The 25,975-nt window shown below is 72.1% G+C and carries 19 protein-coding genes and 2 pseudogenes; 9 read left to right on the top strand and 12 right to left on the bottom strand.

The genetic code is table 11. The features are described from left to right. Positions 1-15 precede the first annotated feature (15 nt). The 4 genes and pseudogenes from ABFX81_RS20435 to ABFX81_RS20450 all read right to left on the bottom strand — a co-directional run. A complete protein-coding gene (locus ABFX81_RS20435; protein WP_346138455.1) occupies positions 16-753 on the bottom strand; it encodes a hypothetical protein in 738 nt (245 codons plus the stop codon). After that, positions 753-3,425 (bottom strand): NACHT domain-containing protein, encoded by a 2,673-nt coding sequence (locus tag ABFX81_RS20440; RefSeq protein ID WP_346138456.1) that lies wholly within the window; start codon positions 3,423-3,425, stop codon positions 753-755. The genes ABFX81_RS20435 and ABFX81_RS20440 overlap by 1 nt, the downstream gene beginning before the upstream one ends. A gap of 270 nt (positions 3,426-3,695) precedes the next feature. Then, positions 3,696-3,791 (bottom strand): annotated as a pseudogene (locus ABFX81_RS20445) (dihydrofolate reductase family protein); the annotation flags it as partial. Positions 3,792-4,168: 377 nt separating this feature from the next. After that, positions 4,169-4,334, bottom strand: a pseudogene (locus tag ABFX81_RS20450) (pirin family protein); the annotation flags it as partial. Between the two features lie 751 nt (positions 4,335-5,085). Between ABFX81_RS20450 and ABFX81_RS20455 the strand changes: the two are divergent. Continuing rightward, positions 5,086-6,471, top strand: a complete 1,386-nt coding sequence (locus tag ABFX81_RS20455) for an MFS transporter (RefSeq protein WP_346138457.1) — start codon at positions 5,086-5,088, stop codon at positions 6,469-6,471. 60 nt (positions 6,472-6,531) lie between these two features. On the opposite strand, the gene ABFX81_RS20460 is transcribed toward ABFX81_RS20455, so the two are convergent. From ABFX81_RS20460 to lnt, 4 genes are all read right to left on the bottom strand, one after another. Continuing rightward, positions 6,532-8,472: a helix-turn-helix domain-containing protein gene (locus tag ABFX81_RS20460; protein WP_346138458.1), complete on the bottom strand. Its 1,941-nt coding sequence runs from the start codon at positions 8,470-8,472 to the stop codon at positions 6,532-6,534. 73 nt (positions 8,473-8,545) lie between these two features. Next, entirely contained in the window at positions 8,546-9,346 is an 801-nt protein-coding gene (locus ABFX81_RS20465) for a 3-hydroxybutyrate dehydrogenase (RefSeq protein ID WP_086847983.1), read from the bottom strand. A gap of 54 nt (positions 9,347-9,400) precedes the next feature. Beyond that, positions 9,401-9,880 carry an NUDIX domain-containing protein gene (locus ABFX81_RS20470; protein WP_086847985.1) on the bottom strand — a complete coding sequence of 160 codons (480 nt, stop codon included), beginning with the start codon at positions 9,878-9,880 and terminating at the stop codon, positions 9,401-9,403. A 67-nt stretch (positions 9,881-9,947) separates the two neighbouring features. Further along, positions 9,948-11,564: an apolipoprotein N-acyltransferase gene (gene lnt / locus ABFX81_RS20475; RefSeq protein ID WP_346138459.1), complete on the bottom strand. Its 1,617-nt coding sequence runs from the start codon at positions 11,562-11,564 to the stop codon at positions 9,948-9,950. Positions 11,565-11,883: 319 nt separating this feature from the next. Between lnt and ABFX81_RS20480 the strand changes: the two genes are divergently transcribed. Next, positions 11,884-12,909 (top strand): O-antigen ligase family protein, encoded by a 1,026-nt coding sequence (locus ABFX81_RS20480; RefSeq protein WP_346138460.1) that lies wholly within the window; start codon positions 11,884-11,886, stop codon positions 12,907-12,909. 12 nt (positions 12,910-12,921) lie between these two features. On the opposite strand, the gene ABFX81_RS20485 is transcribed toward ABFX81_RS20480, so the two are convergent. Continuing rightward, on the bottom strand, positions 12,922-13,476 hold the full coding sequence (locus ABFX81_RS20485; protein ID WP_086854229.1) for a hypothetical protein: 555 nt from the start codon (positions 13,474-13,476) through the stop codon (positions 12,922-12,924). A gap of 116 nt (positions 13,477-13,592) precedes the next feature. After that, positions 13,593-14,378, bottom strand: coding sequence for a glutamate racemase (locus ABFX81_RS20490; RefSeq protein WP_086854230.1), 786 nt, complete (start codon positions 14,376-14,378; stop codon positions 13,593-13,595). 39 nt (positions 14,379-14,417) lie between these two features. Between ABFX81_RS20490 and ABFX81_RS20495 the strand changes: the two genes are divergently transcribed. Then, positions 14,418-15,611, top strand: coding sequence for a glycosyltransferase (locus ABFX81_RS20495; RefSeq protein WP_086854231.1), 1,194 nt, complete (start codon positions 14,418-14,420; stop codon positions 15,609-15,611). Between the two features lie 15 nt (positions 15,612-15,626). Here ABFX81_RS20495 and ABFX81_RS20500 read toward each other — a convergent pair whose 3' ends face one another. Further along, on the bottom strand, positions 15,627-16,895 hold the full coding sequence (locus ABFX81_RS20500) for a TerD family protein (RefSeq protein WP_086854232.1): 1,269 nt from the start codon (positions 16,893-16,895) through the stop codon (positions 15,627-15,629). A 296-nt stretch (positions 16,896-17,191) separates the two neighbouring features. On the opposite strand from ABFX81_RS20500, the gene ABFX81_RS20505 reads away from it, so the two are divergent. The 4 genes from ABFX81_RS20505 (at position 17,192) to ABFX81_RS20520 (ending at position 21,945) form a co-directional block, all read left to right on the top strand. Then, positions 17,192-17,620, top strand: coding sequence for a DUF6643 family protein (locus ABFX81_RS20505; protein WP_086854233.1), 429 nt, complete (start codon positions 17,192-17,194; stop codon positions 17,618-17,620). 45 nt (positions 17,621-17,665) lie between these two features. Next, entirely contained in the window at positions 17,666-18,493 is an 828-nt protein-coding gene (locus ABFX81_RS20510; RefSeq protein WP_086854234.1) for an MOSC N-terminal beta barrel domain-containing protein, read from the top strand. A 176-nt stretch (positions 18,494-18,669) separates the two neighbouring features. Then, on the top strand, positions 18,670-19,275 hold the full coding sequence (locus ABFX81_RS20515) for an Rv1733c family protein (protein WP_086854239.1): 606 nt from the start codon (positions 18,670-18,672) through the stop codon (positions 19,273-19,275). Positions 19,276-19,503: 228 nt separating this feature from the next. Further along, positions 19,504-21,945 carry a right-handed parallel beta-helix repeat-containing protein gene (locus ABFX81_RS20520; protein WP_086854235.1) on the top strand — a complete coding sequence of 814 codons (2,442 nt, stop codon included), beginning with the start codon at positions 19,504-19,506 and terminating at the stop codon, positions 21,943-21,945. Here the strand turns inward: ABFX81_RS20520 and ABFX81_RS20525 are convergent. Next, positions 21,915-24,308 (bottom strand): hypothetical protein, encoded by a 2,394-nt coding sequence (locus tag ABFX81_RS20525; protein ID WP_428837200.1) that lies wholly within the window; start codon positions 24,306-24,308, stop codon positions 21,915-21,917. The genes ABFX81_RS20520 and ABFX81_RS20525 overlap by 31 nt on opposite strands. Before the next feature lie 292 nt (positions 24,309-24,600). Between ABFX81_RS20525 and ABFX81_RS20530 the strand changes: the two genes are divergently transcribed. Both ABFX81_RS20530 and ABFX81_RS20535 read left to right on the top strand, forming a co-directional pair. Further along, positions 24,601-25,431, top strand: a complete 831-nt coding sequence (locus ABFX81_RS20530; protein ID WP_086854236.1) for a DeoR/GlpR family DNA-binding transcription regulator — start codon at positions 24,601-24,603, stop codon at positions 25,429-25,431. Positions 25,432-25,495: 64 nt separating this feature from the next. Then, a complete protein-coding gene (locus tag ABFX81_RS20535) occupies positions 25,496-25,966 on the top strand; it encodes an SRPBCC family protein (protein WP_086854237.1) in 471 nt (156 codons plus the stop codon). The last annotated feature ends 9 nt before the right edge of the window (positions 25,967-25,975 follow it).

Here is a 25,975-nt window from a genome sequence, read left to right on the forward strand (position 1 = left end):
CGTCGAGCACTCCGGTCAGCAGGCAGTCGATGAGATCACGCTCGGTGTCGGTGACGCGGGCCAGGGCCTGTGCCCAGACCGGCTCGCTGAGGCGGCGCTTGAGGTGCGGTGCAGATGGGCCAGGCGCGCGTGGTGGCCTGGGTGGATGCGGGCGTTGTTGCAGCCCAGGCACAGCAGGAACGAGGCACGGCAGCCCTTGCCCGGCCCGGTAAAGGGACTGTGCTCGTAGTCGTGGCAATCCGCCGTCGCGGTCTCCCGGTCGTCGCGGTCCGGGCGGGTGCGGAGTTCGGCGACCAGGACCGTCTGGCGAGCGCGCTCGGCGGCGTCCTCGGCGCCGGCCGCGATGATGTCCGCGGCCTCGTGCCGCACCCGTTGGTCGACCAGTACGTAGTCACGGTCATGGGTGGCCTGGCTATTCTGCCCCGGCTCGCGCCTCACCAGCGCATTGACGGTGCGCCGTCCGCGGCGGAAGGGCGAACCGGCCAGTCCCTCAGAACGAGCCCAATCGCTGCCAGCGCTATAGGCCACGCCGAACCGGAAGAATCCAACCGGCGGGTGGTGATCGGAGGTGGTGATGGCACGTCCGCCCTGCGCCCAGCGCCACACGATCAGCAGATCGGTGCCGGGCGCGAGGTCCTCCACGACGGCTCGCGCGAAGCGGGTGGCCTGCAGAGCTTCAGTGATCAGCCTTCCCGGAGAGCCCGCCCCGTAGTCGGTGACATTGCGGGTCTCGAAGTAGCGGCCGCCGCCCATCACCTTGAGGAGCTGTGCGACACTCGTCCGCCTCGCTGATCGGCCTCGTCTCGAGGTTCATGGGCTGCTAGGTGCCGCTGCAGCTCGACATGCCGAAACTGGTACACGGCACCGGACTGGCGCAGTACTCCGCGATGTTCGTGGGCGTCAGCGAAGAAGTCCATCAGTCGCCAGGGAAACCGGTGCCGCACCACCAAGTAGCCTCGCGCTACGGCAAATCCGCCGCAGGCAGTCTGGTTCCATGCGACAGCAAGGCCAGCCGCGATCCCAACCATCGTCCCGGTCACCAAGGACCGGACCAGTTCAGGCCAGGTCATGACCCATCCGATGGACTCCCAGTTCGGCGGGTAGACAAGGGAGGATCCTGTGCTCCGGGGGGAGTATGTACACCAGCCTACGAACCCGATGGTGAGCCCCACTGCCAGGGCAGTCACCACGGCGAGCCTGCGGAAGGTGCGCCGGTCGCGGTCGAGGAGCGCCAACGGCGCTGGCGCCCGGGTAAGGTCCGCTGTCGCTGCCTGGATGCTGTAGGTGATACCGCCCGCAAGGCAGTACACGGATAGCGCACCCGGCACAAACGGCGCCGAGCCCAAAAAGAGGTCCCCGGTCATCCCCGTGACGGCGTTCGCAACCCCGGAGGAGAGCCCGAAGTGGGCAACGTCCACGGTCAAGGCCGGCAGGATGACTGCCATCCCCCCGCCCAGACCGATCAGGAGACCATCCCAGCTCCACGACCAACGGATGTCCGCTGCTGGCGGCGTCTCCGTGCCCTGCACCCCCTGCTCCCCAGCGAGGCCGCCGGCAAGTCCGAAGAGACAGGCCAGCGCCACAGCGACGGACACCATCTGCTGTGGATGGTCGTCATCCAGTGCGCCCGCGCACACGTATCCGGCACCTGCTGCGGCGCCCAGGGCGACCATGCCCCAGGTCCGCCACCGTCGACGGTGCCCCGCTCGCCGTTCGCCACCGGCCCGCCTCGCCGCCAGCGTGGCGGTCAGTTCACCCATGAGGCCCCCGACGAAGCCGTAAACCAGCCCAGCCGCAAGCACCTGCCACCGCAGGGCGGTGAAGCCGTCGTGCGGATTGTTCACGATGTCCACGATCATCACTTGCCCTGAGCTGGTCAGGGCACCGGCCAGGCCGCCGGGCAGGCGCCCCGCGAACCCACCGATGAGTCCGGCGAGCATCCCAGTCGAAGACGCCGTCGACCACATAACCGCCTCGCCGCTGCTGGCCAGAGGCACGACAAGCAGGTTGGACACCCAGGTCACACCAGCCTCCAGCACGGCCGCGAGGACGCCGACAACCACGAGGGACAGCCATCGGGGCACGGCGGTGTGCAACTGCCACCAGGCCAGGTCAGTCACCGGGAACCGTACGCCCTGCGCGTGCCGGGCAAGCCATCGCAGCAGTCGCTCTGCTTCCGCAGCGGAGCAAGGGGAGGGCGTGCGCGGGTGAGGCCGGTAGGCCGCAGGCACGAATGCCTTGAACAGATGGCCCTCGACAGCCGCACGGTTGCCTAAGGCCGTATCGTCCAGCAGGCCAGAAGGGTCCGGAACCGCGTCCAGGGGTTCTCCGGTACGGGGGTTGTAGATGGTCCGAGCCAGGAAGACCATCAACGGCGTACCCAGCGCCTGGGCCACCGCCCCATCCGATCCCAGGCTCTGCAGTACCCGGTCCCACCGCGCTGCGGCCGGTGTCCCCGGTCCACCGGCATCTCGGCGCAGATAGGCCGCTGTCTCCTCGGGCCCCAGCGGGAGCAGTTCGATCCCGGCCGCGCCAACCAGGCGGCGCGGCAGCCCAGCACTGGGAGTGGCGGCCTCGGCATATTCCGCCTTGCGGCTGGAGAGGACCACTGGTCGACCGGATGGGAGGGCACAGTTGATCTGATCAAGTGCCACACTCCTGACCTTGACGGGAAGTTCGTCGAAGCCGTCCAGTAGCGGCAGGATCAACCGGTTCGCCAGCAGGGACCGGGCCCGGGTGAGAGTGTTGAACGGGGCGCTCGGAAGTGCCAGCTCCTCGAAGTCCTGGGTCAGGCGCTGCACCAGGTAGGACTCAAGATCTTGCTCAAGCGGATCCCACGACGACAGCGTGAACAACACTGGCACCGGAGCTCCCGGAGCGCGGGACTCGGCCAGTCCCAGCAGCAGCCGTACGAGCAACATCGTCTTACCCGAACCTGGCGCTCCCAGCACCACCAGCCGGCGCGTCGGTACCAGATCCTGGAAGACCGGGATGATCTGACCACCGCTGCCCGCAAGCTCTGCCGGCTCAGCTGCCCACCCTGCTGGATCGGAAGTCGTCCCGTCATGTTGTTCTTCCGCCGTCTGCGTCAGAAGAGCCCACTCCTCGACCAGGTGCTCAGGCGCCGGTGTCCATATCACTTTGAGTGGACGGGGATCGTGCAGTCCCCGCACACCGGCCTCGACTTCCCATTGCCGTCGGACAACCACCGCCAGCTGATCAGCAAGAAGGTCCAGCGAGGGCGGGGGCGCCGGAACTGACCGGCTGGAACGTAACGCAGCCCAGGACAGATACAACCCTGCCGTAGTGGGCAGCAAGGCCACAGCAGTGGCCGCGACGGGGAGCTTGAACACGTGCGCCAGCCACAGGGCGCTGCCTGCTCCGCCAACCGCAAGTACGAGGTAGGTCAGGCCGATACGGCGCATTCGAATGTGCGGCTCTCCCACGCTCGGTAAACACCCCGGTGGCCTACGGAGACACGAGCAAGTGGTTGTACGCCCGCGCGTAGGAAGAGCAATGAACGCCTCGCTCCCAACCGCCTGCCCTCCTGCGCCCAAAGGAGCGTGGGGGAGGTCAGCCCGTGGCCACGGTCGACCTCTCGCAGCGGGAGAGTTGAGCGCTTCTCATCGAGTGAACGGTGCGGGTCACTCGCCTCCGTCGCGCTGGCGGGCGGCGAGGATTGCGACGTCGTCCGCGTATGCACCGCCCTCGAGGCCCCAGAACCCGGGCCATCCCTCTCCCGATGCGTGGCCGTCGAGGGAGGTGATGAAGTCGACGAGAAGCTCCGACATGGCGGTGTCCTTTCCTGGGGTGTCACGAGCTTGGACCGGCCGGGAGCCACAAACTCATCGGCCGCGCTGTGGAGTAGCGAGAAATCCCCTGACGCTGCGGCCGATCAGGGCGTGCGGGCGGCTGAGGCTTACCGGGTGTCCGCGCCGGAGCTGACGTGAGGAGCTGCGAGAAGAGCTTCTCCAGCAGCGAAGTCAGCATCAGGTCAGCAAGAGTCCTGCCACAGCTGCCCGCAGATAGTTACACCGTGGAATCGCCAACCCCGCCGACCCGAGCAAGCGACCCGCTCGGCCGCCGACCGGCGAGCAGTCGAAAAGCGGCCGACAATGCCCAGCCGCCGCCCACTCAGCAGCCACCGATCCGCGAGAATTCCAGCAGGTCAGCGCACTCTTCCCCGCGGCCCCAACGGCACCGGCGGCAGCTCTGGAGCAGCTAGCGGATCACCGTCGTACCCCTTCCACCTCACCGAACCGTGTCCCTTACATCCAGTCCCGCCGGGCCTGTACCATCTCCTCCTGCGACCGTCCGATCCAGTACCAGAACAAGTGGAACAGGCTTACATCGGCGAGCGGGTCACCGAGCAGGGCCATCTCTGAGTCCGGTACGGCGCGTGGGCGGGTGAGGCCGGCGGGTCGAAGACAGCGCCGTCGAGCCGGTAGTCCTCGGTGCACCAGGGTGTGGCGATGCTTGGCGAGCGATCGGCTTCCCAGGCTCTCGGCCAGTTCGCCGAATGCGTCCCCAATCCACAAGCACACTCACGGCAAGCATCTGACGGTCACGACACCAGAGCTGTCGCCGGCTCCGGCACGCACAGCCGAGCTGCCGCGCCACACAACCGCGCAGACGGTGTTGGCTCGCGGGCGCCGCACCACGCACAGGCCCACCATTCCGCTCACCTCAGACCTAATCCCCGTGCTCCCAGGTCTCAGCTCCATGCAGGACCAGGCGACGGCTGCTGTCCGATCGATCCCATATGACCGAGTTCAACGCAGCGTAGTCAGCACCAAGTCAGCACGGGACAGGTGAAGACGGGTGATGACGTGGGCTATTAGTCAGCACCAAACCAGCACGGGAGTCAGCACCGCACCGTCAAATCACCCCGAACTACGCGTCCCGGACGGCACTCGTTTCGACCGCCATCGAGCTCCTGAACCGCCTTTCCATGAGCCGGCATGGTGGCCACACGCATAGCCAACCCCAGAACTATGTTGCCCCGCCACATGTGCGCCTGACCTGCGGATTCCTACGGTATGGCGACACGAAAACGTCCCCGCCAACCGCCAGGAAGTGGTGCCGATGCCCTCCCCCGCAACCGCTCCCCCACCCCCCGCCAGCCTCAAGCGCATCGTCACGGCCAGCCTCATCGGCACGACCATCGAGTGGTACGACTTCTTCCTCTACGGCTCCGCCGCCGCGCTCGTGTTCAACAAGCTGTTCTTCCCGGACTCGGACCCGCTCGTCGGCACGCTGCTGTCGTTCCTGACGTACGCGGTCGGGTTCGCCGCCCGGCCGCTCGGTGCGCTGGTGTTCGGGCACTACGGCGACCGGCTCGGGCGTAAGAAGCTGCTGGTGCTGAGTCTGCTGCTGATGGGCGGGGCGACCTTCGCGATCGGGCTGCTGCCGACGCACGCCACCATCGGAACGGCCGCGCCGGTCCTGCTCACCGTGCTCCGGCTGGTGCAGGGCTTCGCGCTCGGCGGCGAGTGGGGCGGTGCCGTGCTGCTGGTGTCGGAGCACGGGGACGCGCGGCGGCGTGGCTTCTGGGCCTCGTGGCCGCAGACCGGCGCGCCGGCGGGGCAACTCCTCGCCACCGGTGTGCTGTCGCTGCTGACCGCCGTGCTGTCGGACGCAGCGTTCGGCGACTGGGGCTGGCGGATCCCGTTCCTGCTCTCCGGGGTGCTGGTGATCGTCGGTTTGTGGATACGTCTGTCTGTCGATGAATCGCCGGTCTTCAAGCAGGCGTTGGCGCAGGCCGAGGCCCGCAAGGCGGACCACGCCGCGACCGCCGAGAAGCTGCCGCTCGTCGCCGTCCTGCGCCATCACTGGCGTGACGTCCTGATCGCGATGGGCGCGCGCATGGCGGAGAACATCAGCTACTACGTCATCACCGCGTTCATCCTCGTCTACGCCACCACCTCGGCCGGCGTCTCCAAGCAGACCGCGCTCAACGCCGTACTGATCGCCTCGGCCGTGCACTTCGCCGCCATCCCGGCATGGGGCGCGCTCTCCGACCGGATCGGCCGCCGCCCCGTGTATCTGATGGGTGCCGTCGGTGTCGGGCTGTGGATGTTCCCGTTCTTCTCGCTGATCGACACCGGCGGCTTCGGCAACCTGATCCTCGCCGTCACGGTCGGGCTGGTGCTGCACGGGGCGATGTACGCGCCCCAGGCCGCCTTCTTCTCCGAGATGTTCGCGACGCGGATGCGCTACTCCGGCGCGTCCATCGGCGCCCAGTTCGCCTCGGTCGCGGCGGGTGCGCCCGCGCCGCTGATCGCCACCGCGCTGCTGTCCGACTACGGCAGCTCCACGCCGATCGCCCTGTACGTCATCGGCGCGGCCGTCCTCACGGTCATCGCGGTGGCGGCGGCCAAGGAGACCCGCCACCGGGACCTGGCCGACGTCGAACCTCCCGCCGACGCGGACCGGACCACGGCACCGGCGGCGGACGCCCGGACCCCCTGAGATGTCCCGTCACCGGCCCCCGTGCGTGCGTCCCCGCGTGCGGGGGCCCGCCCATGGGGGTCAGTGCCGCGCCGTCAACCGGTGCAGCCGCAGGGCGAGTTGGATCTCCAGGGCGCGGGCCGGGCTCTGCCAGTCGTCGCCGAGGAGGCGGCCGACGCGCTCCAGGCGCTGGGCGACCGTGTTCACATGGACGTGCAGTTCGTCCTTGGTGCGGGCGGGGCTCATGCCGCAGGCGAAGTACGCGTCGAGGGTGCGCAGCAGTTCGGTGCCGCGCCGTCGGTCGTACGCGACGACCTGGCCGATGGTGCGGTCGACGAAGCCGGGGATGTCCCGGTCACCGGCCAGGAGCAGCCCCAGGAAGCCGAAGTCCTCGGCGGCGGCGCCGTCCCCCGAGCGGCCGAGGAGTTTCAGGGCGTCGAGGCAGCGCCGGGCCTCGGCGTAGGCCGTGGCCACGGCGTCGGGGCGGGCGGCGAGGCTCTCCGCGGGTGCGGAGGCGCCGACGGTGACCGGTGCGTGGACCGCTGTGCCCAGGTGCCGGGCGGCGCGGCGGGCCAGTTCGGTGGCGGTGTCGCCGGGTCCGAGGGGCAGCAGCAGGACGGTGCCCCCGTCGCGGGCGGCGGCGAGGCCGTGCCGGGTCGCGGCCAGATGGGACGCGGCGGCGGCGAGGCGTCTGCGGGCGTCCGCCTCCTGGTCGGCGTCGGGCGCGTCGCCCTCCAGGCGCGCGGCCAGAACGACGTGGACGGCGTCGAGGTCGGCGTGGAGGCGGGCCGCGCGCTCCCGCAGCAGGCGCGGGTCGCGGTCGCGGGCGTCGAGCAGATCGTCCAGGAGCTCACCGCGGACGCGTTGTTCGGCCTCGGCGGCGGACCGGCGGGCCAGGAGCAGCAGGGAGGTGACCATGGCGGCACGCTCCAGGGTGCGCTGGTCGACGGGGTCGAGCCCCGGATGGCCGCGCAGCACGAGCGCGCCGAGCAGTTCACCGCCGGCGGCGACGGCGGCGATCCAGTCGTCCGTGTGCCGCACCGCGTGGCCCTCCGCGCGGGACGCCTCCAGGGCCTCGGCCGGTGCCGCGGTGGCCTCTGTGAACTCGACCGTGCCGTCGAGGACCTCGGAGACGGCGGCGGCCACGTCGTGGACCCCGCCGCCGCGCAGGACGAGCTCGGCGAGCCGGTCGTGCACGTCGGAGGCGCGCTCGATGACGCCGCTGCGGTCCTGGATGATCTCGTTGGCCCGCTCCAGTCCGGCGAGGGCCGACCGGGTCTCGGCGAGCAGGTTGGCGGTGTCGATGGCGGCCGCGGCGAGGGCGGCGAAGGAGCCCAGCAGGGCGATCTGCTCCCGCTCGAAGACCCGGGCGCGGCGGTCGGCGGCGAACAGCACGCCGATGACGTGGTGCCCGAGCGTCAGCGGCACGCCGAGGATCGCCACGAGCCCCTCGTCCCGCACCCCGGCGTCGATGGTGAGGGTGTGCTGGAAGCGGTCGTCCTTGAAGTAGTCGTCGGTGACATAGGGGCGTGCGGTCTGCGCGACCAGGCCGCCGAGGCCCTCCCCCATGCCGAGCCGCAGCTGCTGGAACCGGGCCGCGACCGAGCCCTCGGTGACCCGCATGTAGGTGTCGCCCCTCGCCGGGTCGTTCAGGCTGAGGTAGGCGACGTCCGTGCCCAGCAGCGACCGGGCGCGCTGCACGATCGCCTGGAGTACGGCGTCCAGGTCGCGCAGCCCGGCGAGGTCGTGGGCGGTCTCGAACAGTGCGGACAGCTCGGCCTCGCGGCGGCGCCGTCCCTCCAGCTCCGAGCGCACGCGCAGGGCGAGCGGCTTGGCCCGCTGGAGCGCGGCGATCCACTCCGCCGGGCGCCCTTCGGCGCGCGCGAGCAGCACCGGCTGCTCGTAGGCATCGGCGGACGCGCCCCGGGCCAGGAGCTCGAGATACGGCGTCTCCGCGGCGGCCGGGGGCGGTTCGGAGGCGCCGGCGGAGCGCTCGGCCGACTGCACGTGATCGCTGGACATGTTCACAGGATTCACCATGACCGGGCCGTCCCGTCAGCCCTGTGGACAACTCCCGAGGGACGCTCAGGGCCGTTCAGTGGGCGGTCCAGCCGCCGTCGAGCACGAGCGAGGTACCGGTCATGAAGGACGACTGCGGACCGCACAGGTACGCCACGGCCTCGGCGACCTCCTCCGGTTCGATGAGCCGCTTGACGGCACTGTCCTGGAGCAGCACCTCGGACAGCACGCGCTCCTCGGGGATGCCGTGCGCCCGGGCCTGGTCGGCGAGCTGCTTCTCGACCAGTGGGGTGCGCACATAGGCGGGGCTCACACAGTTGGAGGTGACACCGTGGGGTGCGCCTTCGAGGGCGGTGGTCTTGGAGAGTCCCTCCAGCCCGTGTTTGGCGGCCACATAGGCCGACTTGTAGGCCGAGGCGCGCAGCCCGTGGACGGACGACACGTTCACGATGCGGCCCCACCCCTGTCCGTACATGTGGGGCAGGGCGCCGCGGATCAGCCGGAAGGGTGCCTCCAGCATCACGGTGAGCACCGTGTGGAAGACGTCGGGCGGGAACTCCTCGATGGGACTCACGAGCTGGAGCCCGGCGTTGTTGACGAGGACGTCGGTGCCCGCCGCGGCGAGTTCGGCGGCGTCCAGGTCGGTGAGGTCGAGGACGTGTGGTTCCACGGTGCCCGCGAGGTCACCGCCCTGCCCGGCGAGCGCCTCCAGGCCTGCGGCGTCCCGGTCGACCGCTCTCACCTTCGCCCCGGCGGCCGCGAGCCGCAGCGCGCAGGCGCGGCCGATGCCGCCGGCGGCGCCGGTGACGAGCGCGGTGCGGCCACCGAGGTCGAGCGGGGAGGCATGGGGTGCCGGAAGGACATGAGGCGCGGTCATGCCTCGACCCTAGGCAGCGCTCCAGCCGCGCCCCATGTGGTCACGCCCTACAGTTCAGCCCGATGCAGTGGGGTCGAACCATGTGGGGGCGTCCGACAGGGCCTGCTTGATCCGGAACAGCCCGAACTCGTCCAGCTGGGGCAGGGCGTCGATGTCGAACCAGGCCACGTCCAGCGACTCGTCGTCGTTGACCCGTGCCTCGCCGCCGACGGCCCGGCAGCGGATGGTGACGTCCATGTACTGGCAGATGTCGCCGTTCCCGTAGGTGACGGGATCCAGGGCCTGGACGAGGACGACCCGTTCGGCGACGCAGTGCACGGCCGTCTCCTCGTAGACCTCCCGCACGGCGCAGGCCGCCGGCTGCTCCCCCGGGTCCGGGATGCCGCCGATCACCGACCACTTGCGAGTGTCGGCCCGGCGGTTGAGCAGCACTCTGCCCTCGTCGTCGAAGACGAGGGCGGTGACTCCGGGGAGCCAGAGCAGCTGATGACCGGCCGAGGCACGGAGAGTGCGGATGAAGTCGGGAGTAGCCATGGCCCGACCCTAATGGGCGGGTTGCGGCGCCCCGGCGGGTTTCAGGCGGCGTGCGTCCGGCGTACGGCTACACGTCACCGGCGCGTCGCCCGCGCATTCCGGCGCCGACGGCCCAGCCCAGTCCGCCGGCCGCGACCAGCACGAGGGCGATCTCCGGCAGGATGCCGAGCTGTGTGGCGGGCGTCTGCGAGGAGCGCAGCGGCACCTTCTGCACCAGTGAGTCGGCGACGAACATGCCGGTCTTCTGCGTGATCTTGCCGTCCGGCATGATGATCGCGCTGACGCCGCTGGTCACCGGCACGGTCACGGTCCGGCTGTGCTCGACCGCGCGGACCCGGGACATGGCGAGCTGCTGGTAGGTCATCTCGCTGCGGTCGAAGGTGGCGTTGTTGCTCGGCACGGAGATCATCTGAGCCCCGTCGGTGACCTCGGAGCGCACCGTCCAGTCGAAGGCCGCCTCGTAGCAGGTGACGAGACCGACCTTGGCGCCGTCCATGGTGAACACGCCCGGTTTGGTGCCCCGGCTGAAGTCCTGGCGCTGCATCGAGGTCCAGTTGCTGTTGATCGCCCCGATCAGCGAGCGGAACGGCAGATACTCGCCGAACGGCTGGATCTGGCGCTTGTCGTAGCTGTCGACGGGGCCCTTTGCCGGATCCCACAGGATCTGCTCGTTGTAGAGCTTGCCGTCCCGTTCGACGACGCCGCCGACCGAGATGGGCACGCCGACGGCCTTGGCCGCTTTGTCGATCACGGCGCGGGCGTCGGGGTTGGCGAAGGGGTCGATGTCGGAGGAGTTCTCCGGCCACAGCACGAAGTCGGGCCTGGCGACCTTGCCTGCCTCGACCTCCGCGGCCAGGCGTTCGGTCTCGCGCGCGTGGTAGTCGAGGACGGCCCGCCGCTGGGAGTTGAAGTCGAGGCCAGCCCGCGGCACATTGCCCTGGACCACGCCCACGGTGACGCTGCCGTCCTCGGCCTTGTCGCTGACCAGCGGCCGGGCGGCGACGGCCGCCACGACCGGGACGGCGAGGCTCAGCAGCCCCCCCGCCGCCGCGGCCCGCCGCACCGTCCCCGTCCGCCGGGTCTCCACGGCGAGGCGGACGACCTCGTACAGCCCGAAGCCGCACAGCACGACCGCGAAGCCGAGCACCGGGGTGCCGCCCACCGCGGCGAGCGGCAGGAACACACCGTCCGCCTGTCCGAACGCGATCTTCCCCCAGGGGAAGCCCTCGAACGGCACGCGCGCGCGTGCCGCCTCGCCGGCGATCCACACAGCGGCCGCCCACACCGGCCAGCCGGGCAGCTTCGACACGGCGGCGACACCCGCGCCGACCAGCGCGACGAAGACCGCCTCGATCGCCACGAGGGCGAGCCAGGGCCCGGGGCCGACCTCCACTCCGGTCCACACCAGCAGCGGCAGCAGGAAGCCGAGCCCGAAGAGGTAGCCGAGGCCGAGCCCCGCCTTCCAGCCGCGGCCGCGCAGCACCCAGCCGAAGATCGCGAAGGCCGGCAGGGCCAGCCACCACAGGGTGCGGGGCGGGAAGCTGACGTAGAGCAGGAGGCCGGAGAGCGCGGCTGCGGCGGCCGGGAGGAGGCGCCCGAGCCGCCGGGCCCAGGCCCGCGCCTCGGGCGCGATCCGCGGCTCCAGCTGGTCCGACTCGCCGACGGAGGTTGCGGTGACGGTCACTCCCGGAGTGTAAGGCGAGTGACCTTGACACCGACAGCGCGGTCCACCAGGCGGCGACCTCACGCACCGCGGGCCCGACCGGGCAGGGCCTCGCCGTGGATCTGCCGCAACGTTCCTGCTCATTTCGTGACGACACATCCACAAACCGTCCACCAGCGGCTACGGTGTCCCGAAGCCTCAGTGGTACGGCCGGTGGCGGCCCGTGCGACCGGGGTCTTCACAGGTCGGGGGCGACGCGTACGGGGGGCGGGACGGGGTGGGTTCCAGTGGGCTGACGCCCGCGTCCGGGCAGGACGCGGACAGTGAGAGACCGATCGCTGTGGACGCGGCGGGCGTCGTGGTGCTGGGAGCCTGCGCCGGCTGGTCCCTGATCACGGCGGCGGTGCACGGCGGCCGGCCCGAGGGCGTGCTGCTCGCGGTACTGGCCGTGGCGGCCGGATACGCCGCCGGCCGGATCGGCGGGGCGCTGCTGCCGGTCGGTGCGCCCTGCGCCGGGGCGCTGGCCGGTGTCGGGCTGACCGTGGCCGTTCCGCACCTCGCGCCGGGCCCGCAGATCGCCACACCGCTCGGGCATGCCGGGGCGACGGCTGCCGTGTTGACACTGTCGGCCGGTGCCGCGTGCTGCGCGGCCTGGGCCGCTCGTGTGCCGGCCGTGCGCTTCGCCCTGCGGCTGCTGGCCGCCGGGACGGCGGTGCTGGCGGCCGTGCTCGGCTCGGCCACCGGCTGCGTCGCCTCGGTCGCGGTGCTGTTGTGCTCGCTGGCCGCCGGCCGCACCCGGCACCGCGGCGCGGGCCTCGCCGTACTGGGCACGGTCGCCGTCCTGGTGACCGGCCTGACGTGGGCGGTCGCGGCGCGAGCCGTACCGGGCGGGCTCGTGACCGCCGCCGAAGAGCGGCTCACGCCGCACCGCGTACAGCTCTGGCAGGACGCCTGGCATCTGCTGCGCGACGACGCCGCCCTGGGCATCGGCCCGGGGCGCTTCGGGGAGCTGAGCACGACGTCCGCACAGTCACTGCTGTCCGACGGCAAGCCCCACTCGGCACCCCTTCAGCAGGCGGCCGAGCAGGGGATCGTCGGTGTGGTCCTGCTGGCGGCGGCGTTCGGCTGGGTGCTGTACGCGCTGTGGCGCGGCCCCCGCCCGACGCCGGTCGCGCTCACCGCGGGCGCGGCCCTGACGGCGCTCGCGGCCATCGCCGCGATCGGCAACGCGCTCAGCTTCACGGCGGTGTCGGTGGGTGCGGGACTGCTGGCGGGCATGGCCACGGCCCGGCCGCTCGTCGTCGAACCGGCGGGCACCGCCCCGGACACACGTTCCAGGGGCGCCGGACGCACCCCGGCGTGGTGAGCGGAAGCCCGTTCAGTGCGCGGCAGCGCCGGGCTTGGTCCGCCCCAGCCGCGCCTTGATGACCTGTACGGCCGCCTCCGCGTCGTCCACGGTGATCGTGAAGGTGTGTCCGTCCCACAGTTCGAGTACGACGCCCTCACCCCGTCGTACGACCACCGCCGTGCCCTTCTCCGGCCGCCATCGATAGCCCCAGCCACCCCAGTGGCGTGGAGTGACGTGCGAGATGTACGTGGCGCCCGCCACATCGGAGAGCGGGATGCGGCGGCGGGGCAGGCCGATGTGGCCGCAGCGCACCTCCAGGTGCTGCTCGTCGACCCGCAGGGCGACATGCACGAAGGCGAGCGTTCCGAAGAGGACCAGCAGTCCGGCGGCGATGCAGCCGACCACGGCCATGACCAGCGGGACGGTGCCGGACGTCCACGCCGAGTCGACGGCCAGTTCGATGCCCAGTGCCATGCAGGCGGCGCCGATGAGCGCCAGCAGCCACTGGACCCGGTTGGTGGCCCGGCCGGTCCAGACATCGGGGTGCGGGTGGGGAGCGTGCTCGCCGTGGCGGTGGTCCCTCATGTCTATGAGGTTACTCAGGTTTCGCTCCGCTGGTACCTCATGGCGGAGCGTGACTGCGCCGGCCGGGCGGCGGGAGCTGATCCGGCAGACCGACGGCGTTCGGAGACCGGTGCCGGTCAGCCGGCCGGCGTGACCGCCTGCAACAGCCGTCCTTCGTCGTACGCCAGGGCGGCTGCGGGGAGCGTGCCCTCGCGTCCGCTCAGCAGGACGGTCACGGTGCCGTGGGGCCTGGCCCCCGGCGCGGGCTGCTCGCCGAGCCGGCGCAGGGCCTGCGCGGCCACGGCGCCCGCGGAGCCGTGCAGCACGAGGGGCGGCCGGCCGGGGCGCTGGACGGCGGCCCGGATGCGCTCGGCGACCAGTTCGTAGTGGGTGCAACCCAGGACGACGGTGGTCACCTCGTCGGGTGTCAGTGCGGCGGCCGCGGACACGGCGGCGTCGATCGCCGCCTCGTCCGCGCGTTCGACGGCCTCGGCGAGACCCCAGCAGGGCACCTCGGTGACGGGGACCCCGCCGGCGAAGTCCCTGATCAGGGTGCGCTGGTACGTGCTGCCGGTCGTGGCCGGGGTGGCCCAGATGGCGAGGTGTCCCCCGCCGGCCGCGGCGGGCTTGATCGCCGGGACGGTGCCGATGACCGGAAGCTCCGGTTCGAGACGGGCGCGCAGGGCGGTGAGCGCGTGCACGGTCGCGGTGTTGCAGCCGACGATCAGGGCGTCGGGGCGGCGCGCGGCGGCCGCCTCGGCGACGGCCAGGGCGCGCTCGGTCAGGTCCTCCGGGGTCCTCGGGCCCCACGGCATGCCGTCGGGGTCCAGGGAGAGTACGAGATCGGCGTCGGGGCGCAGTCGCCACACCGCGGCGGTGGCCGCCAGCAGACCGATTCCGGAGTCCATGAGCGCGATCTTCACCCGATCACGATAGACGATGAGCGGTCCCGGGCCGTTCCGGTGGGGCAGACTGCGCGCGTGAGCGCCGTTGTGTGGACTGCCGCTGGATCACTTCTCGCCTGGGTGTGGCTGCTGCTCGGCCAGGGCTTCTTCTGGCGTACGGACGTGCGGCTGCCGCCTCGCCGGGAACCCGATGCGTGGCCGTCCGTGTGCGTCGTCGTCCCGGCCCGCGACGAGGCGGCGGTGCTGCCCGCCGCGCTGCCGTCGCTGCTGCGGCAGGACTACCCGGGGCGGGCGGAGGTCTTCCTCGTCGACGACGGAAGTACGGACGGCACCGGTGACCTGGCGCGTGAACTGGCACGCGGGGACGGCGGGCTGCCACTGACCGTGAGCTCGCCGGGTGAGCCGCCCGCGGGCTGGACCGGCAAGCTGTGGGCGGTGCGCCACGGCATCGGCCTGGCACGCGCGCGTGATCCCGAGTACCTGCTGCTGACGGACGCCGACATCGCGCACGCGCCGGACAGTCTCCGGGAGCTGGTGGCGGCGGCCCGTGCCGGTGGGTTCGACGTCGTCTCGCAGATGGCCCGGCTGCGCGTGGAGAGCACGTGGGAACGGTTCGTCGTGCCGGCCTTCGTCTACTTCTTCGCGCAGCTCTACCCCTTCCGCCGGATCGGCAGAAAGGGCACGCGCACGGTGGCCGCGGCCGGTGGCTGCGTCCTGCTGCGCACGGACGCCGCCGAACGGGCGCGGATCCCGGACGCGATCCGCCATGCCGTGATCGACGACGTGGCCCTGGCGCGGGCGGTGAAGCGTGGCGGGGGCCGCGTCTGGCTGGGGCTGGCCGACCGGGTGGACAGCGTCCGGCCGTATCCGCGGCTGGGCGACCTGTGGCGGATGGTGTCGCGCAGCGCGTACGCCCAGTTGCGGCACAACCCCCTGCTGCTGGCCGGGACGGTCGCCGGGCTGGCGCTGGTGTACCTGGTGCCGCCCACGGCGGTCGTTGGGGGGCTGGTGGCGGGGAACGCGGCTGCCGCGGTCGTCGGAGGGTCGGCCTGGCTCGTGATGACGGGGACGTACGTGCCGATGCTCCGCTACTACCGGCAGCCGCTGTGGCTCGCTCCCCTGCTGCCGTTCACCGCGTTCCTCTATCTCCTCATGACGGTCGACTCGGCGGTGCGGCACTACCAGGGACGCGGTGCGGCCTGGAAGGGCCGCACGTACGCCCGCCCGGACGCCGTGCCCGACGAGGGCTGACGGCCACGGGAGCAGTCACTTCCTGCCGGGGGTCCAGTTCATGCCCCACCCGTAGGCGTAGTCGACGGTCCGCTGCGGACTCACCCCGCGCTCGGGCACGAGGTAGCGCGCCTCCCGCTGGACGACCAGGTCGCCGCCCGTGTTGGTGATCAGGGCGAGCGCGCACACGGACGAGGGAACGGTGCACTCGTCGAGGGAGAAGTCGATGGGGGCGCCGTGCTGCGGCTGGAGCGTGACGGTGGCGTTCAGGTCGGCGAACGAGCGGGCGCCTTCGTAGATGGTGACGAAGACGAGGATGCGCCGGAAGTCGTCCTTGTGGTCGAGATTGACGGTGAGGTTCTCACCGGTCGACACGGCGCCGGTGCGGTCGTCGCCGTCGAGGTGGATGTACGGGGGCCGGCGAAGTGCCCCGAAGGCGTTGCCGAGGGCCTGTACGACGCCCTTGCTGCCGTCGGTGAGTTCGTACAGCGCGCACAGGTCGAGGTCGAGGTCGGCGTGCATCGCGGCCGGGCGGCCGAACTTGCTGCTCCATCCCGAGAACTGCTTGCGGACCTGCCAGTTGAGGTTCACGTGCAGGGCGCCGGAGGTGCCGCCCTGCTTGGTGAGCGACACGGAGGGGGCCGCCTTGGTGAGCGTCACCTTGGTGAGGCGGACGGGCTCGGGCGGTGCCGCCGGGGGCACGGCCGGCGGGGGCGTGTGCGCCGAGGGCGGGGCGACGGGAGGTGCGGGAGCCGCGGCCGGGACCGGAGCCGGGGCCGACTGCTGCGGCTCGTCCACCGTGATGCCGTAGTCCGTGGCCAGTCCCTCGAGTCCGCTGCTGTAGCCCTGTCCGACGGCACGGAACTTCCAGGCGCCCTGACGGCGGTAGAACTCGCCGAGGACGAAAGCGGTTTCAGTGGTGGCGCCCGGGTTGTCGAAGCGCGCGACCGCGGTTCCCTGGGCGGCGTCCTGGACTTCGATGTACAGGCCCGGGACCTGCCCGAACGCGCCACCGTCGGAGGAGGCGGCGACAACGATCGTCTCGATCTCGGGCTCCACGCGCGCGAGGTCGACGAAAAGCGTGTCGGTCACCCGGCCGTCGGCGTTGCGCTTGCCCTCGTGCCGGATCGCGCCGGAGGAGTGCGCGGGCTGGTTGTAGAAGACGAAGTCCGCGTCCGAGCGGACCTTTCCGCTTACCAGCAGCAAAGCGGAGGCGTCGGCGTCGGGCACTCCCGGTCCGGCCCGCCAGCCCAATTCGACCCGCAGCGCCGCGGTGGGCACCGCGGTATTTGAACCTTTCAGCATTTGCATGTCCGCCCCCATTGCGTGTCCCCGCGCCGGGCACACCCCGGCCGTCCGTCGAGTTCCGTTCGCACAACCTATTCCTCCCCGCGGCGAACTCCCATGCGCCGCGGGCGGAAGCCCGATGGCCAACCCCTGGTAACCCGCCCGGAACTCGGCCTTTACACGATCGGAGCCTTCTTCGGCGCCCCTTTTTGCCGAGTTCGCTCGCATTGGGGATACCCGGTCACTGCGGACACGGAAAACAACCCTCTTATCGGTCTCCCCAACCAGCACATCGTGGGCTTAACTTATGTGCCATGACCTCCCCCCGCTCCACCTATGGCGGCGGCTACTACTCCGCCTCCTTCCCGGACACCCCGATCTACGACAGGCTCGTCGCCGAGCGGGGTACCCCGCAGATCGCTCCGATCCGGGTCCCCGCTCAGTACGACACGCCGGGCGGCAACCTGCCCGCCCTCCCGTCGGCGCTGCCCGCTCTTCCGGCAGCCCCGTCCCAGCCCGCCTACGGTTATCCGCAGGCGCAGCAACCCGCCCCGCTCCAGCAGGCGCCGGCGGCGTACATCCCGCAGCAGGCCACCGCACCACGCGGCTACCCCGGCCCCCAGCCGCAGCAGCCCCGCCCGGCGGCACCCGCGGGCTACGAGGCGATGCGCCCCGCGGCTCCCCGGCCCGCCCAGGCTCCCTATCAGGACCCGTACAACAACCAGCAGTACCGCGGTTACTGAGCCGCCCGCCCGGGGGCTGTCGGTGCCGGCTGGCACGATGGCCCCATGGGGAACGCGCACCTGCACTCGATCCACGTCCATCCGGTCAAGGCGATCCGGGGCCTCGCGCCCCGGGAGGCCGTCGTAGAGCCCTGGGGGCTGACCGGAGACCGGCGCTGGACGCTGGTCGACGACGAGGGGAAGGTCCTCACACAGCGTCGGCATCCGCGCCTCGCCCTGGCCGCCGCCGAGCTTCTGCCGGACGGCGGCGTCCGCCTGTCCGCACCCGGCATGGAGCCCCTGGCGGTGCCCGTTCCCAGGCCCTCGGACACGCTGCCGGTGGAGATTTTCCGCGACAAGGTCGACGCGGTCCCGGCCGAGGACGAGGCCGCGCACGCCTGGTGCAGCGCCTATCTCGGCATCGACGCGCGTCTCGTGTACATGGACGACCCGGCCACGCGCCGGCCCGTCGACCCGGAGTACGCGCGTCCCGGCGAGACCGTCTCCTTCGCCGACGGCTTTCCGCTGCTGCTCACCACGACGGCCTCCCTCGACGCCCTCAACGACCTGATCGCACAGGGCGATCACGCGGACGAGGGTCCGCTCCCCATGGACCGTTTCCGGCCGAGCGTGGTCGTGGCGGGCGCCGACGCCTGGGCCGAGGACGACTGGTCGCGCCTCGCCATCGGGGACGTGTCCTTCCGCGTCGCCAAGACCTGCGGACGGTGCGTGGTGACCACCACCGACCAGGACACGGGCGAGCGCGGCCGTGAGCCCTTGTACAGCCTGGGGCGGCACCGGCGGCTCGACGGCAACCTGGTCTTCGGGCAGAACCTGGTGCCCCTGTCCCGGGGCACGATCCGGGTCGGCGATCCGGTGAGCATCCTCGAGTAGCCGGACCGGCCGTCTGCGTCCCCCAGGTGGGAACCGCCCCGAGCGTCCGGGCGTTGGGCTTGTGTGAGAAGTTCATGAGAGTCGCCGGTGAGGGGTGATTTCGCTCTCTCTTCGCCCGGTTGGCGCGTGGGCGGCTCGGCAGGGGGTTATCACGGAGCGGGAAGGGGGTGCAGGCGGTGCGAGCGATCAGGGGACTCTGGCGCTGGCGGCGCAACCCACTGTGCCGCGCGACCGATCTGGCCGAGGCCTGGGTGGCGCTGGCGGCCCTGGTACTGATCCTCCTGGCCGCGCCGGTGGCCGGTTCCCTCGTCGGGGGCGCCGCCCAGGACGCCCTCCAGCGCTCCGTCCGCGAGCAGCACGAAGCGCGGCATCTGGTGACGGCCACAGTGGTCCGCAAGCTCGACCGCTCCCCGCTGGACGCCGACCCGGAGACCTCCACGGGCCGGGATCTGCGCAACCGCGTCCTCGCCGACTGGACGGCACCGGACGGCACCGCGCATCAGGGCCCGGTGCTGGCGAGCCTCAAGGACCCGCAGCAGGGCGACGAGTTCCGGATATGGACCGACCGGCACGGCCAGATGGTGGCCCGCCCCCTCGACTCCGCGACGGCGTCGACGCACGCGGTCCTCGCCGGCTTCGGCGCGGCCCTGGCGGTCGGCGCTCTCGTCGAGGGCGGCAGACGGCTGATCGTCTGGCGCATGGTCCGCCGCCGGTACGCCCGTTGGGACCAGGCATGGGACAAGGCGGGCCCGGACTGGGGCAGGACGGGCACCGGCAGCTGACAGCCTTCCGGCTCTGGTCAACCCACCACCCGCGCGCACGCTACGGTGGTCCGGCCGAACCGTTCGGCACAACCCGCGCGCGAGCGAGCAGGAGGGACGCGCCGGTTTCGATGCCGCGTGCGCGCGCAGGCCCGAGGGGCCCGGCCCGGTCGCGGTCCCGACACCGGTGGCAGCGTCCCGAAGGCGAACGAGCCATCAGTACGACCGAGGTGGGGGCACAGCTACACCATGGCACAGGGCACGGTCCAGGTGACGCACACCGGCACGTCGCGGTGGCGGCGCCGCACGGGTGAGTACGCATCGCTCGCCGCTGCCCTGGAGGCCGCGGCCGACGGAGACGTCCTCACGGTCGCCCCCGGCACCTACCGGGAGAACCTCGTCGTGCAGCGTGCGGTGACCCTGCGCGGCCCCGAGGGCGCCCCCGGCTCGGTGCGGATCGCGCCCGTGGACGGCGTGCCGCTGACCGTGCGCGCCTCGGCGGTGGTCCAGGACCTGCATGTGGAGGGCCAGGACGCGGCCGCCCCGGCGGTACTGGTGGAAGAGGGCACCCCGGAGCTGAGCAACGTCCGGGTGGTCACGCGGTCGGCGGCCGGGATCGAGGTGCGCGGCAACGCCCGGCCCACGGTCCGGCGCTGCGCGGTCGACAATCCGGCGGGCATCGGCATCGCCGTACTCGACGGCGCGGGCGGGGTGTTCGAGGAGTGCGAGGTCGTCGCGGCCGGTCAGGCGGGCGTGGCGGTGCGCGGCGGCGCCCACCCCCGTCTGGAGCGCTGCCGGGTGCACCACACCTCGGGCTCGGGCCTGTCGGCGACCGGGGAGAACTCGGCGCTGGAGGCGGTGGGCTGCGAGATCTACGAGGTCCGGGGCAGCGGTGTGCAGATCACCGGCCGGGCCACCGCACACCTCACCGACTGCGACGTGCACCGCACGACGGCCGACGGAGTCACGCTCGACACGGACGCCGTGCTGACACTGGCCGACTGCCGTATCCACGACATCCCGGAGAACGCGGTCGACCTGCGTTCCCGCTCCGTCCTCACGCTGACCCGCACCACGGTGCGGCAGTTCGGGCGCAACGGCCTGTCGGTGTGGGACCCGGGCACGCGCGTGGACGCCAACCAGTGCGAGATCTTCGACAGCACGGGCGACTACCCGGCGGTGTGGGTGAGCGACGGTGCCACCGCGGTGCTCGACTCGTGCCGGGTGCACGACGTGCCGGACGCCCTGTTCGTCCTCGACCGCGGCTCGCGCGCGGACGTCGTCGACAGCGACCTGTCGCAGGTGCGCAACACGGCCGTGTCGGTGAGCGACGGCGCGACCGCTCAGCTCGACGACTGCCGGATCCGGGACGCGGCGACGGGCGCCTGGTTCCGCGACCACGGCAGCGGCGGCACGCTCAGCAACTGCACGCTGGACGGCACCCAGACCGGCGTCATCGTCACCAAGGGCGCCGACCCCACGGTGGAGCGCTGCACGATCGACTCACCCGCGGAAGCGGGTGTGTACGTGTCGGCCGGAGGCCGCGGCAGCTTCCACGACTGCCGGGTGACGGGCAGCGGCGGCTACGGCTTCCATGTGATCGACGGCAGCCGTACGACGCTGCGGAAGTGCCGCACGGAGCGGTGCGCGCGCGGCGGCTACGAGTTCGCGGACAGCGGCGCGGACGCGTCGTCCGGGTCGGGCCCCCTGGTCGAGGACTGCACCAGCGACGAGAGCGGGGGACTGCGGGCCCCGGCGGCGCGGGAGACGGCCGTGCAGACGGTGAACCACTCCCCCGGCCTGCTGGGCGCGGTCCCGGGTCAGCGCACCGAACCGGAGCCCCCGGCCCCGGCCCCGGTCGCGGAGCCCGAGCAGGCGGCCCGAAGCTCCAAGGACGTCCTCGGTGAACTGGACGCGCTGGTCGGCCTGGAGAGCGTCAAGCGCGAGGTGCGCGCCCTCACGGACATGATCGAGGTCGGCCGGCGCCGGCAGCAGGCGGGCCTGAAGGCGGCGTCGGTCAAGCGGCACCTGGTCTTCACCGGGTCCCCCGGCACGGGCAAGACGACGGTCGCGCGGCTGTACGGCGAGATCCTCGCGTCCCTCGGTGTGCTGGAGAAGGGCCACCTGGTCGAGGTGTCCCGGGTCGACCTGGTGGGCGAGCACATCGGCTCGACGGCGATCCGCACGCAGGAGGCCTTCGAGAAGGCGCGTGGCGGCGTGCTGTTCATCGACGAGGCGTACGCGCTGTCCCCGGAGGACGCGGGCCGCGACTTCGGCAAGGAGGCCATCGACACGCTGGTGAAGCTGATGGAGGACCACCGGGACGCGGTCGTGGTGATCGTCGCGGGCTACACGGCCGAGATGGAGCGCTTCCTGTCGGTCAACCCCGGTGTGGCGTCCCGGTTCTCGCGCACCATCACCTTCAGCGACTACGGCCCCGAGGACCTGCTGCGGATCGTGGAGCAGCAGGCCGAGGAGCACGAGTACCGGCTGGCACCCGGGGCGGCTCAGGCCCTGCGGACGTACTTCACGGAGCTCCCGAAGGGCCCGGCGTTCGGCAACGGCCGTACCGCGCGGCAGACCTTCGAGGCGATGGTGGAGCGGCACGCGAGCCGGGTCGCCCAGTTCGCCGAGCCCAGCACGGACGACCTGACCCTGCTCTACGCGGAGGACCTGCCCGAGCTGCTCTGAGGATCCGCCTCCGGACCGGGGCAGGGCTGCTCGGCCGTGTGCCGGGGTGCCGGCAGGTCCGGCCGCAGCCGGGCCAGCAGCTTGCGGCGCTCCTCGGCGAACACCGGGTCCGCCTGGTAGTCGGAGTGGCCGAGGATCGGCGCGGGCAGCGGGTGCAGGTCGTTGCGGCCGTAGGAGAGGGGATCCTGCAACGGCACGTGGTCGACCCCGAGGTCGTGGTTGCCGGGCAGGCGCACCGGGCCGCCGATGGGGTCGGTGAGCCGGTACAGGTTGCGCCAGCAGTCGACCTCCCGGTGCAGGGAGCCGAGCGCGGCGGGGCCGAAGTGCGCCGGGAACCAGCGGCCGTAGAGCCGTTCCAGCGGGGAGCCGTAGGTCAGCAGCGCGACGCGTTTGCGGGTGGACGGCGTGAGTTGCCAGGCCGCGGCGGCGGCGAGCACGCTGCCCTGCGAGTGCCCGGAGATGACCAGGCGTCCGCCGGTGACGCGGGTCCAGGTCGCGATCCGCCAGGTCAGGTCGGGCACCGCGCGCTCGGCGTAGCAGGGCGGGGCGAAGGGGTGGGCGGCGCGCGGCCAGAAGGTGCCGACGTCCCACAGGATGCCGATGGTGCGGCGGGCGGCGGCGTCCTTGTAGGCGCGCCTGCCCCAGGTGACGAACAGTATGAAGCCGAGGCCGATCAGCCAGGAGCCGAGGGCCTGGGCGGTCTCGGCGGCGCCGTGGACGACGGGGTAGGTGCCCCGCGCCGCCTCGCCCGGTGTCTCGTCGGTGGTCAGGGCACCCACGAGGGCTCCGGCACCGAGCAGCAGGGTGACGCCGGAGGTGACGGCGATGACGCGGGGTCCCCGGTCGGTGAGGGAGGCCATCGCGCGGGTGTAGGCGATACGGCGGGTGCGGGCGCGGTCCTGGGCCTCGTCCGGGTAGTCGCGGGCCACCGCCTCGCGTTCGGCGCGGGCGAGCTGCCAGGCGCGGTGGGCCAGCCAGCCGAAGAGCACGAGGAGCACCACGATCAGGGGCGGGATCACGGAGGCCTGCCAGGTCAGCAGGACCGGCGGGCCGTCGATGGACGTCCCGGTGCCGTCCAGCCAGTCGGACACGCGCTGCGACACACCGCCGGACATCACCCCGCCCAGGGCGCAGGCCAGCATCGCGACGGCCGGTCCGCCGAGGCCCCGCAGTACGGCCCGCCGGTCGGGGTCGGTGCGGTGCAGTGCGTGGGCGACGCCGGCGAGGACGATCACGAGCAGGCCCTGGACGAGGGCGAGGCCGCCGAAGGTGGCATCACCCGGCAGCCGGCCGGCCGACTCCCAGCCGGGGCGCTCCCACCCCGCGTACAGCAGGGCGAGGGTGAGCAGGACGAGGGCGGCCAGTGGCAGGCGTCGTACGAAGCGCTCGTCGAGTTCCTGGTCGATGCGTCTCTCGCTGCGGCCCCTGCGGCAGACCACCCACACCACGGCGATCGCGCAGGCGGCGAGGGCCGCCTCCAGGAGCAGGCCCAGGATGTTCAGTGCGGCGGGGCCGCCGGGCTCGCGGTCGTGGCGGGCGGCGGCGCTGGCGACCGCGGTGGCGACCGTGACCAGCCCGGCGGCGGTGTGCGCGGCGCGGAGCCGGGCCACCAGCCGGCGTCCGTACCAGAAGCCGGGCCGGCCGAGCGCGGTCGTGCCGCCGCCGTCCTCGTCGGGCTCGGGGTCGCGGGCCGGCGGCTGCTGGGACTCGTAGTCGCTCCAGGTGCGCCGGGACAGGTACCACAGCAGGACGGTCAGGGCGGTCGGGACGAAGGACGCCAGGGCGAGCCTGCGGCCGGGGCTGCTCCACCAGCCGCCGTCCGAGACGGTGGGCGAGAGGAAGCCCAGCCAGGAGTGCCGGTCGGCGCACGCGCGCGTGCCCGCGCACTGCCAGGCCGCCAGGTCGAGGGCGACCTCGCAGGCCGCCGCGACGAGCAGCACCGTCAGGGTGAGCCCGGTGAGCCGCACCAGGAGGCCGTACAGGCGCACCGTGCGGCGGCGGCCCCGGGCGCTGGGGCGCATCCAGTGGGCGAGGTTGACGACCATGAACGGCAGCAGCAACAGCCACAGGGCCCGGGTGCCGTTGCCTGAGGTCAGGTTGCACCAGACGTAGGCCTCGGGCACCGGTCCGTCGCGGCGGCGGTCGTCGGGGCCGTTCTCCGCGTCGACGTCGTCGGCGCGCCGGAAGACGGCCGCGATGTCGTCGCCGGTGATCCGCACCGTGCGCGGATCGTTGAGCATCTCCTGCGGGGTGGTGCCGCCCACGCCGTGGACCAGGAGTTCCAAGGCGGTACCGGTCTCACCGGGCCGCCGGGCGGGCTGGTCGGGCCCACCGGTCGAGTCATGTTCCCGCGCACGTTCCACTGATTCGCACTTCCCCCGTGACACGCCGTCGGCTCTGTCCGTGCGGGCACAAGGATCTCCACTTCCGCGGCGCCGCACACCTCCTGTCACGGAATCTCTCCGATCCGTAACCCTGCGGAGCCACGAGTGAGACCCTGAGTGGCATGTACGCGACGAGCGGTCGGTGGCGCCGCCGATGCCGCGACATGCAAGGATGGGGCGTCCGCGCACCGGAGCCGGGGGAGAATGTCCTGGTTGCGGCAGGTGTGCAGGACGTGTCGGACGGCATTGAGGCGAAAGGACCGGAGCGTACGTGAGCGAGAATCAGAACCTCCTCGCGGAGCAGCGGCGATCCCTGATCCTCGACGAGGTCCGCCGCCGGGGCGGTGTCCGGGTCAACGAGCTGACGCGCAAGCTCGGCGTGTCGGACATGACGGTCCGCCGCGACCTCGACGCGCTCGCCCGCCAGGGCGTGCTGGAAAAGGTGCACGGCGGCGCTGTCCCGGTGGTCGAGGCGAGTACGCACGAACCGGGTTTTGAAGCCAAGTCGGGGCTGGAGCTGACCGCCAAGGAGGACATCGCACGGGCGGCGGCCAAGCTGGTCGCGCCGGGCGCGGCGATCGCCCTGTCCGGCGGCACGACGACGTACGCGCTGGCACAGCAACTGCTGGACGTGCCCGACCTGACGGTGGTCACCAACTCGGTGCGGGTGGCCGACGTCTTCCACGCGGCGCAGCGCACCTCGGGTCCTCGGCAGGGCGCGGCCACGGTCGTGCTGACCGGCGGTGTGCGCACCCCGTCCGACTCGCTGGTGGGGCCGGTCGCCGACCAGGCGATCGCGGCGCTCCACTTCGACCTGCTGTTCCTCGGGGTGCACGGCATATCGGTCGAGGCCGGCCTGTCGACGCCGAACCTCGCGGAGGCGGAGACGAACCGGCGGCTCGTGCAGTCGGCCCGGCGGGTGGTGGTGGTCGCCGACCACACCAAGTGGGGCAAGGTGGGCCTGAGTTCGTTCGCCTCGCTGGAGCGGATCGACACGCTCGTCACGGACGCCGGCCTGCCGGACGAGGCGCGCGGGGTGGTCGTGGAGCATCTGCGGCGGCTGGTGGTGGCCGGGGAGCCCGAAGAAGGGGCAGACATCTGACGGGCCGCCAGCTAGGGTGACGCTGCCGGTCATCGCCCGATCCCGTACGAGGAGGGCTTCGTCCATGGCTCACCGTCTGCGCCCGGTGGGGCTCGACTTCGTCGGGACCGCGCCCGTACGGCATGTCTCCGAGCGGGAGATCTCCGCTCCGGTGGAGGCGGTCTACCGCGCGTTGGAGGACGTGCCCGGCTGGGTCGACTGGTTCCCCCAGGTGACGGCCGCCCGCCCGATCGACGGCGGGAAGGGGCGCGACATCCGGCTCGTGGGAGGTCTCCGGTTCCGGGAGTCGGTCATCGCGGCGGAGGGACCCGAGGTGTACGCCTATCGCGTCGACGTCACCAACGTGCCCGGGATACGGGCGATCGCCGAGGAGTGGCGGCTCGCCCCGGCCGGTACCGGGACCCGGGTGCGGTGGACGTTCGCGACCGACGGTACGGCGGCGTACCGGCTCGCCATGAGGCCGGTACGGGCGGCTCAGGCCAAGGCCTTCCGGGACGCCGTCACGGCGCTGGACCGGAGGCTGGCCGCGTCGTAGCACCGCGTG

It is taken from the genome of Streptomyces coeruleofuscus, from assembly GCF_039532725.1.
GTDB classification, from domain to species: domain Bacteria; phylum Actinomycetota; class Actinomycetes; order Streptomycetales; family Streptomycetaceae; genus Streptomyces; species Streptomyces coeruleofuscus.

Excerpts from the sequence above, each read along its gene's own strand:
- ABFX81_RS20435 (WP_346138455.1), bottom strand. The coding sequence starts at position 753 with ATGGGCGGCGGCCGCTACTTCGAGACCCGCAATGTCACCGACTACGGG.
- ABFX81_RS20440 (WP_346138456.1), bottom strand. The coding sequence starts at position 3,425 with ATGCGCCGTATCGGCCTGACCTACCTCGTACTTGCGGTTGGCGGAGCA.
- ABFX81_RS20455 (WP_346138457.1), top strand. The coding sequence starts at position 5,086 with ATGCCCTCCCCCGCAACCGCTCCCCCACCCCCCGCCAGCCTCAAGCGC.
- ABFX81_RS20460 (WP_346138458.1), bottom strand. The coding sequence starts at position 8,472 with ATGTCCAGCGATCACGTGCAGTCGGCCGAGCGCTCCGCCGGCGCCTCC.
- ABFX81_RS20465 (WP_086847983.1), bottom strand. The coding sequence starts at position 9,346 with ATGACCGCGCCTCATGTCCTTCCGGCACCCCATGCCTCCCCGCTCGAC.
- ABFX81_RS20470 (WP_086847985.1), bottom strand. The coding sequence starts at position 9,880 with ATGGCTACTCCCGACTTCATCCGCACTCTCCGTGCCTCGGCCGGTCAT.
- ABFX81_RS20485 (WP_086854229.1), bottom strand. The coding sequence starts at position 13,476 with ATGAGGGACCACCGCCACGGCGAGCACGCTCCCCACCCGCACCCCGAT.
- ABFX81_RS20500 (WP_086854232.1), bottom strand. The coding sequence starts at position 16,895 with ATGCTGAAAGGTTCAAATACCGCGGTGCCCACCGCGGCGCTGCGGGTC.
- ABFX81_RS20505 (WP_086854233.1), top strand. The coding sequence starts at position 17,192 with ATGACCTCCCCCCGCTCCACCTATGGCGGCGGCTACTACTCCGCCTCC.
- ABFX81_RS20510 (WP_086854234.1), top strand. The coding sequence starts at position 17,666 with ATGGGGAACGCGCACCTGCACTCGATCCACGTCCATCCGGTCAAGGCG.
- ABFX81_RS20520 (WP_086854235.1), top strand. The coding sequence starts at position 19,504 with ATGGCACAGGGCACGGTCCAGGTGACGCACACCGGCACGTCGCGGTGG.
- ABFX81_RS20535 (WP_086854237.1), top strand. The coding sequence starts at position 25,496 with ATGGCTCACCGTCTGCGCCCGGTGGGGCTCGACTTCGTCGGGACCGCG.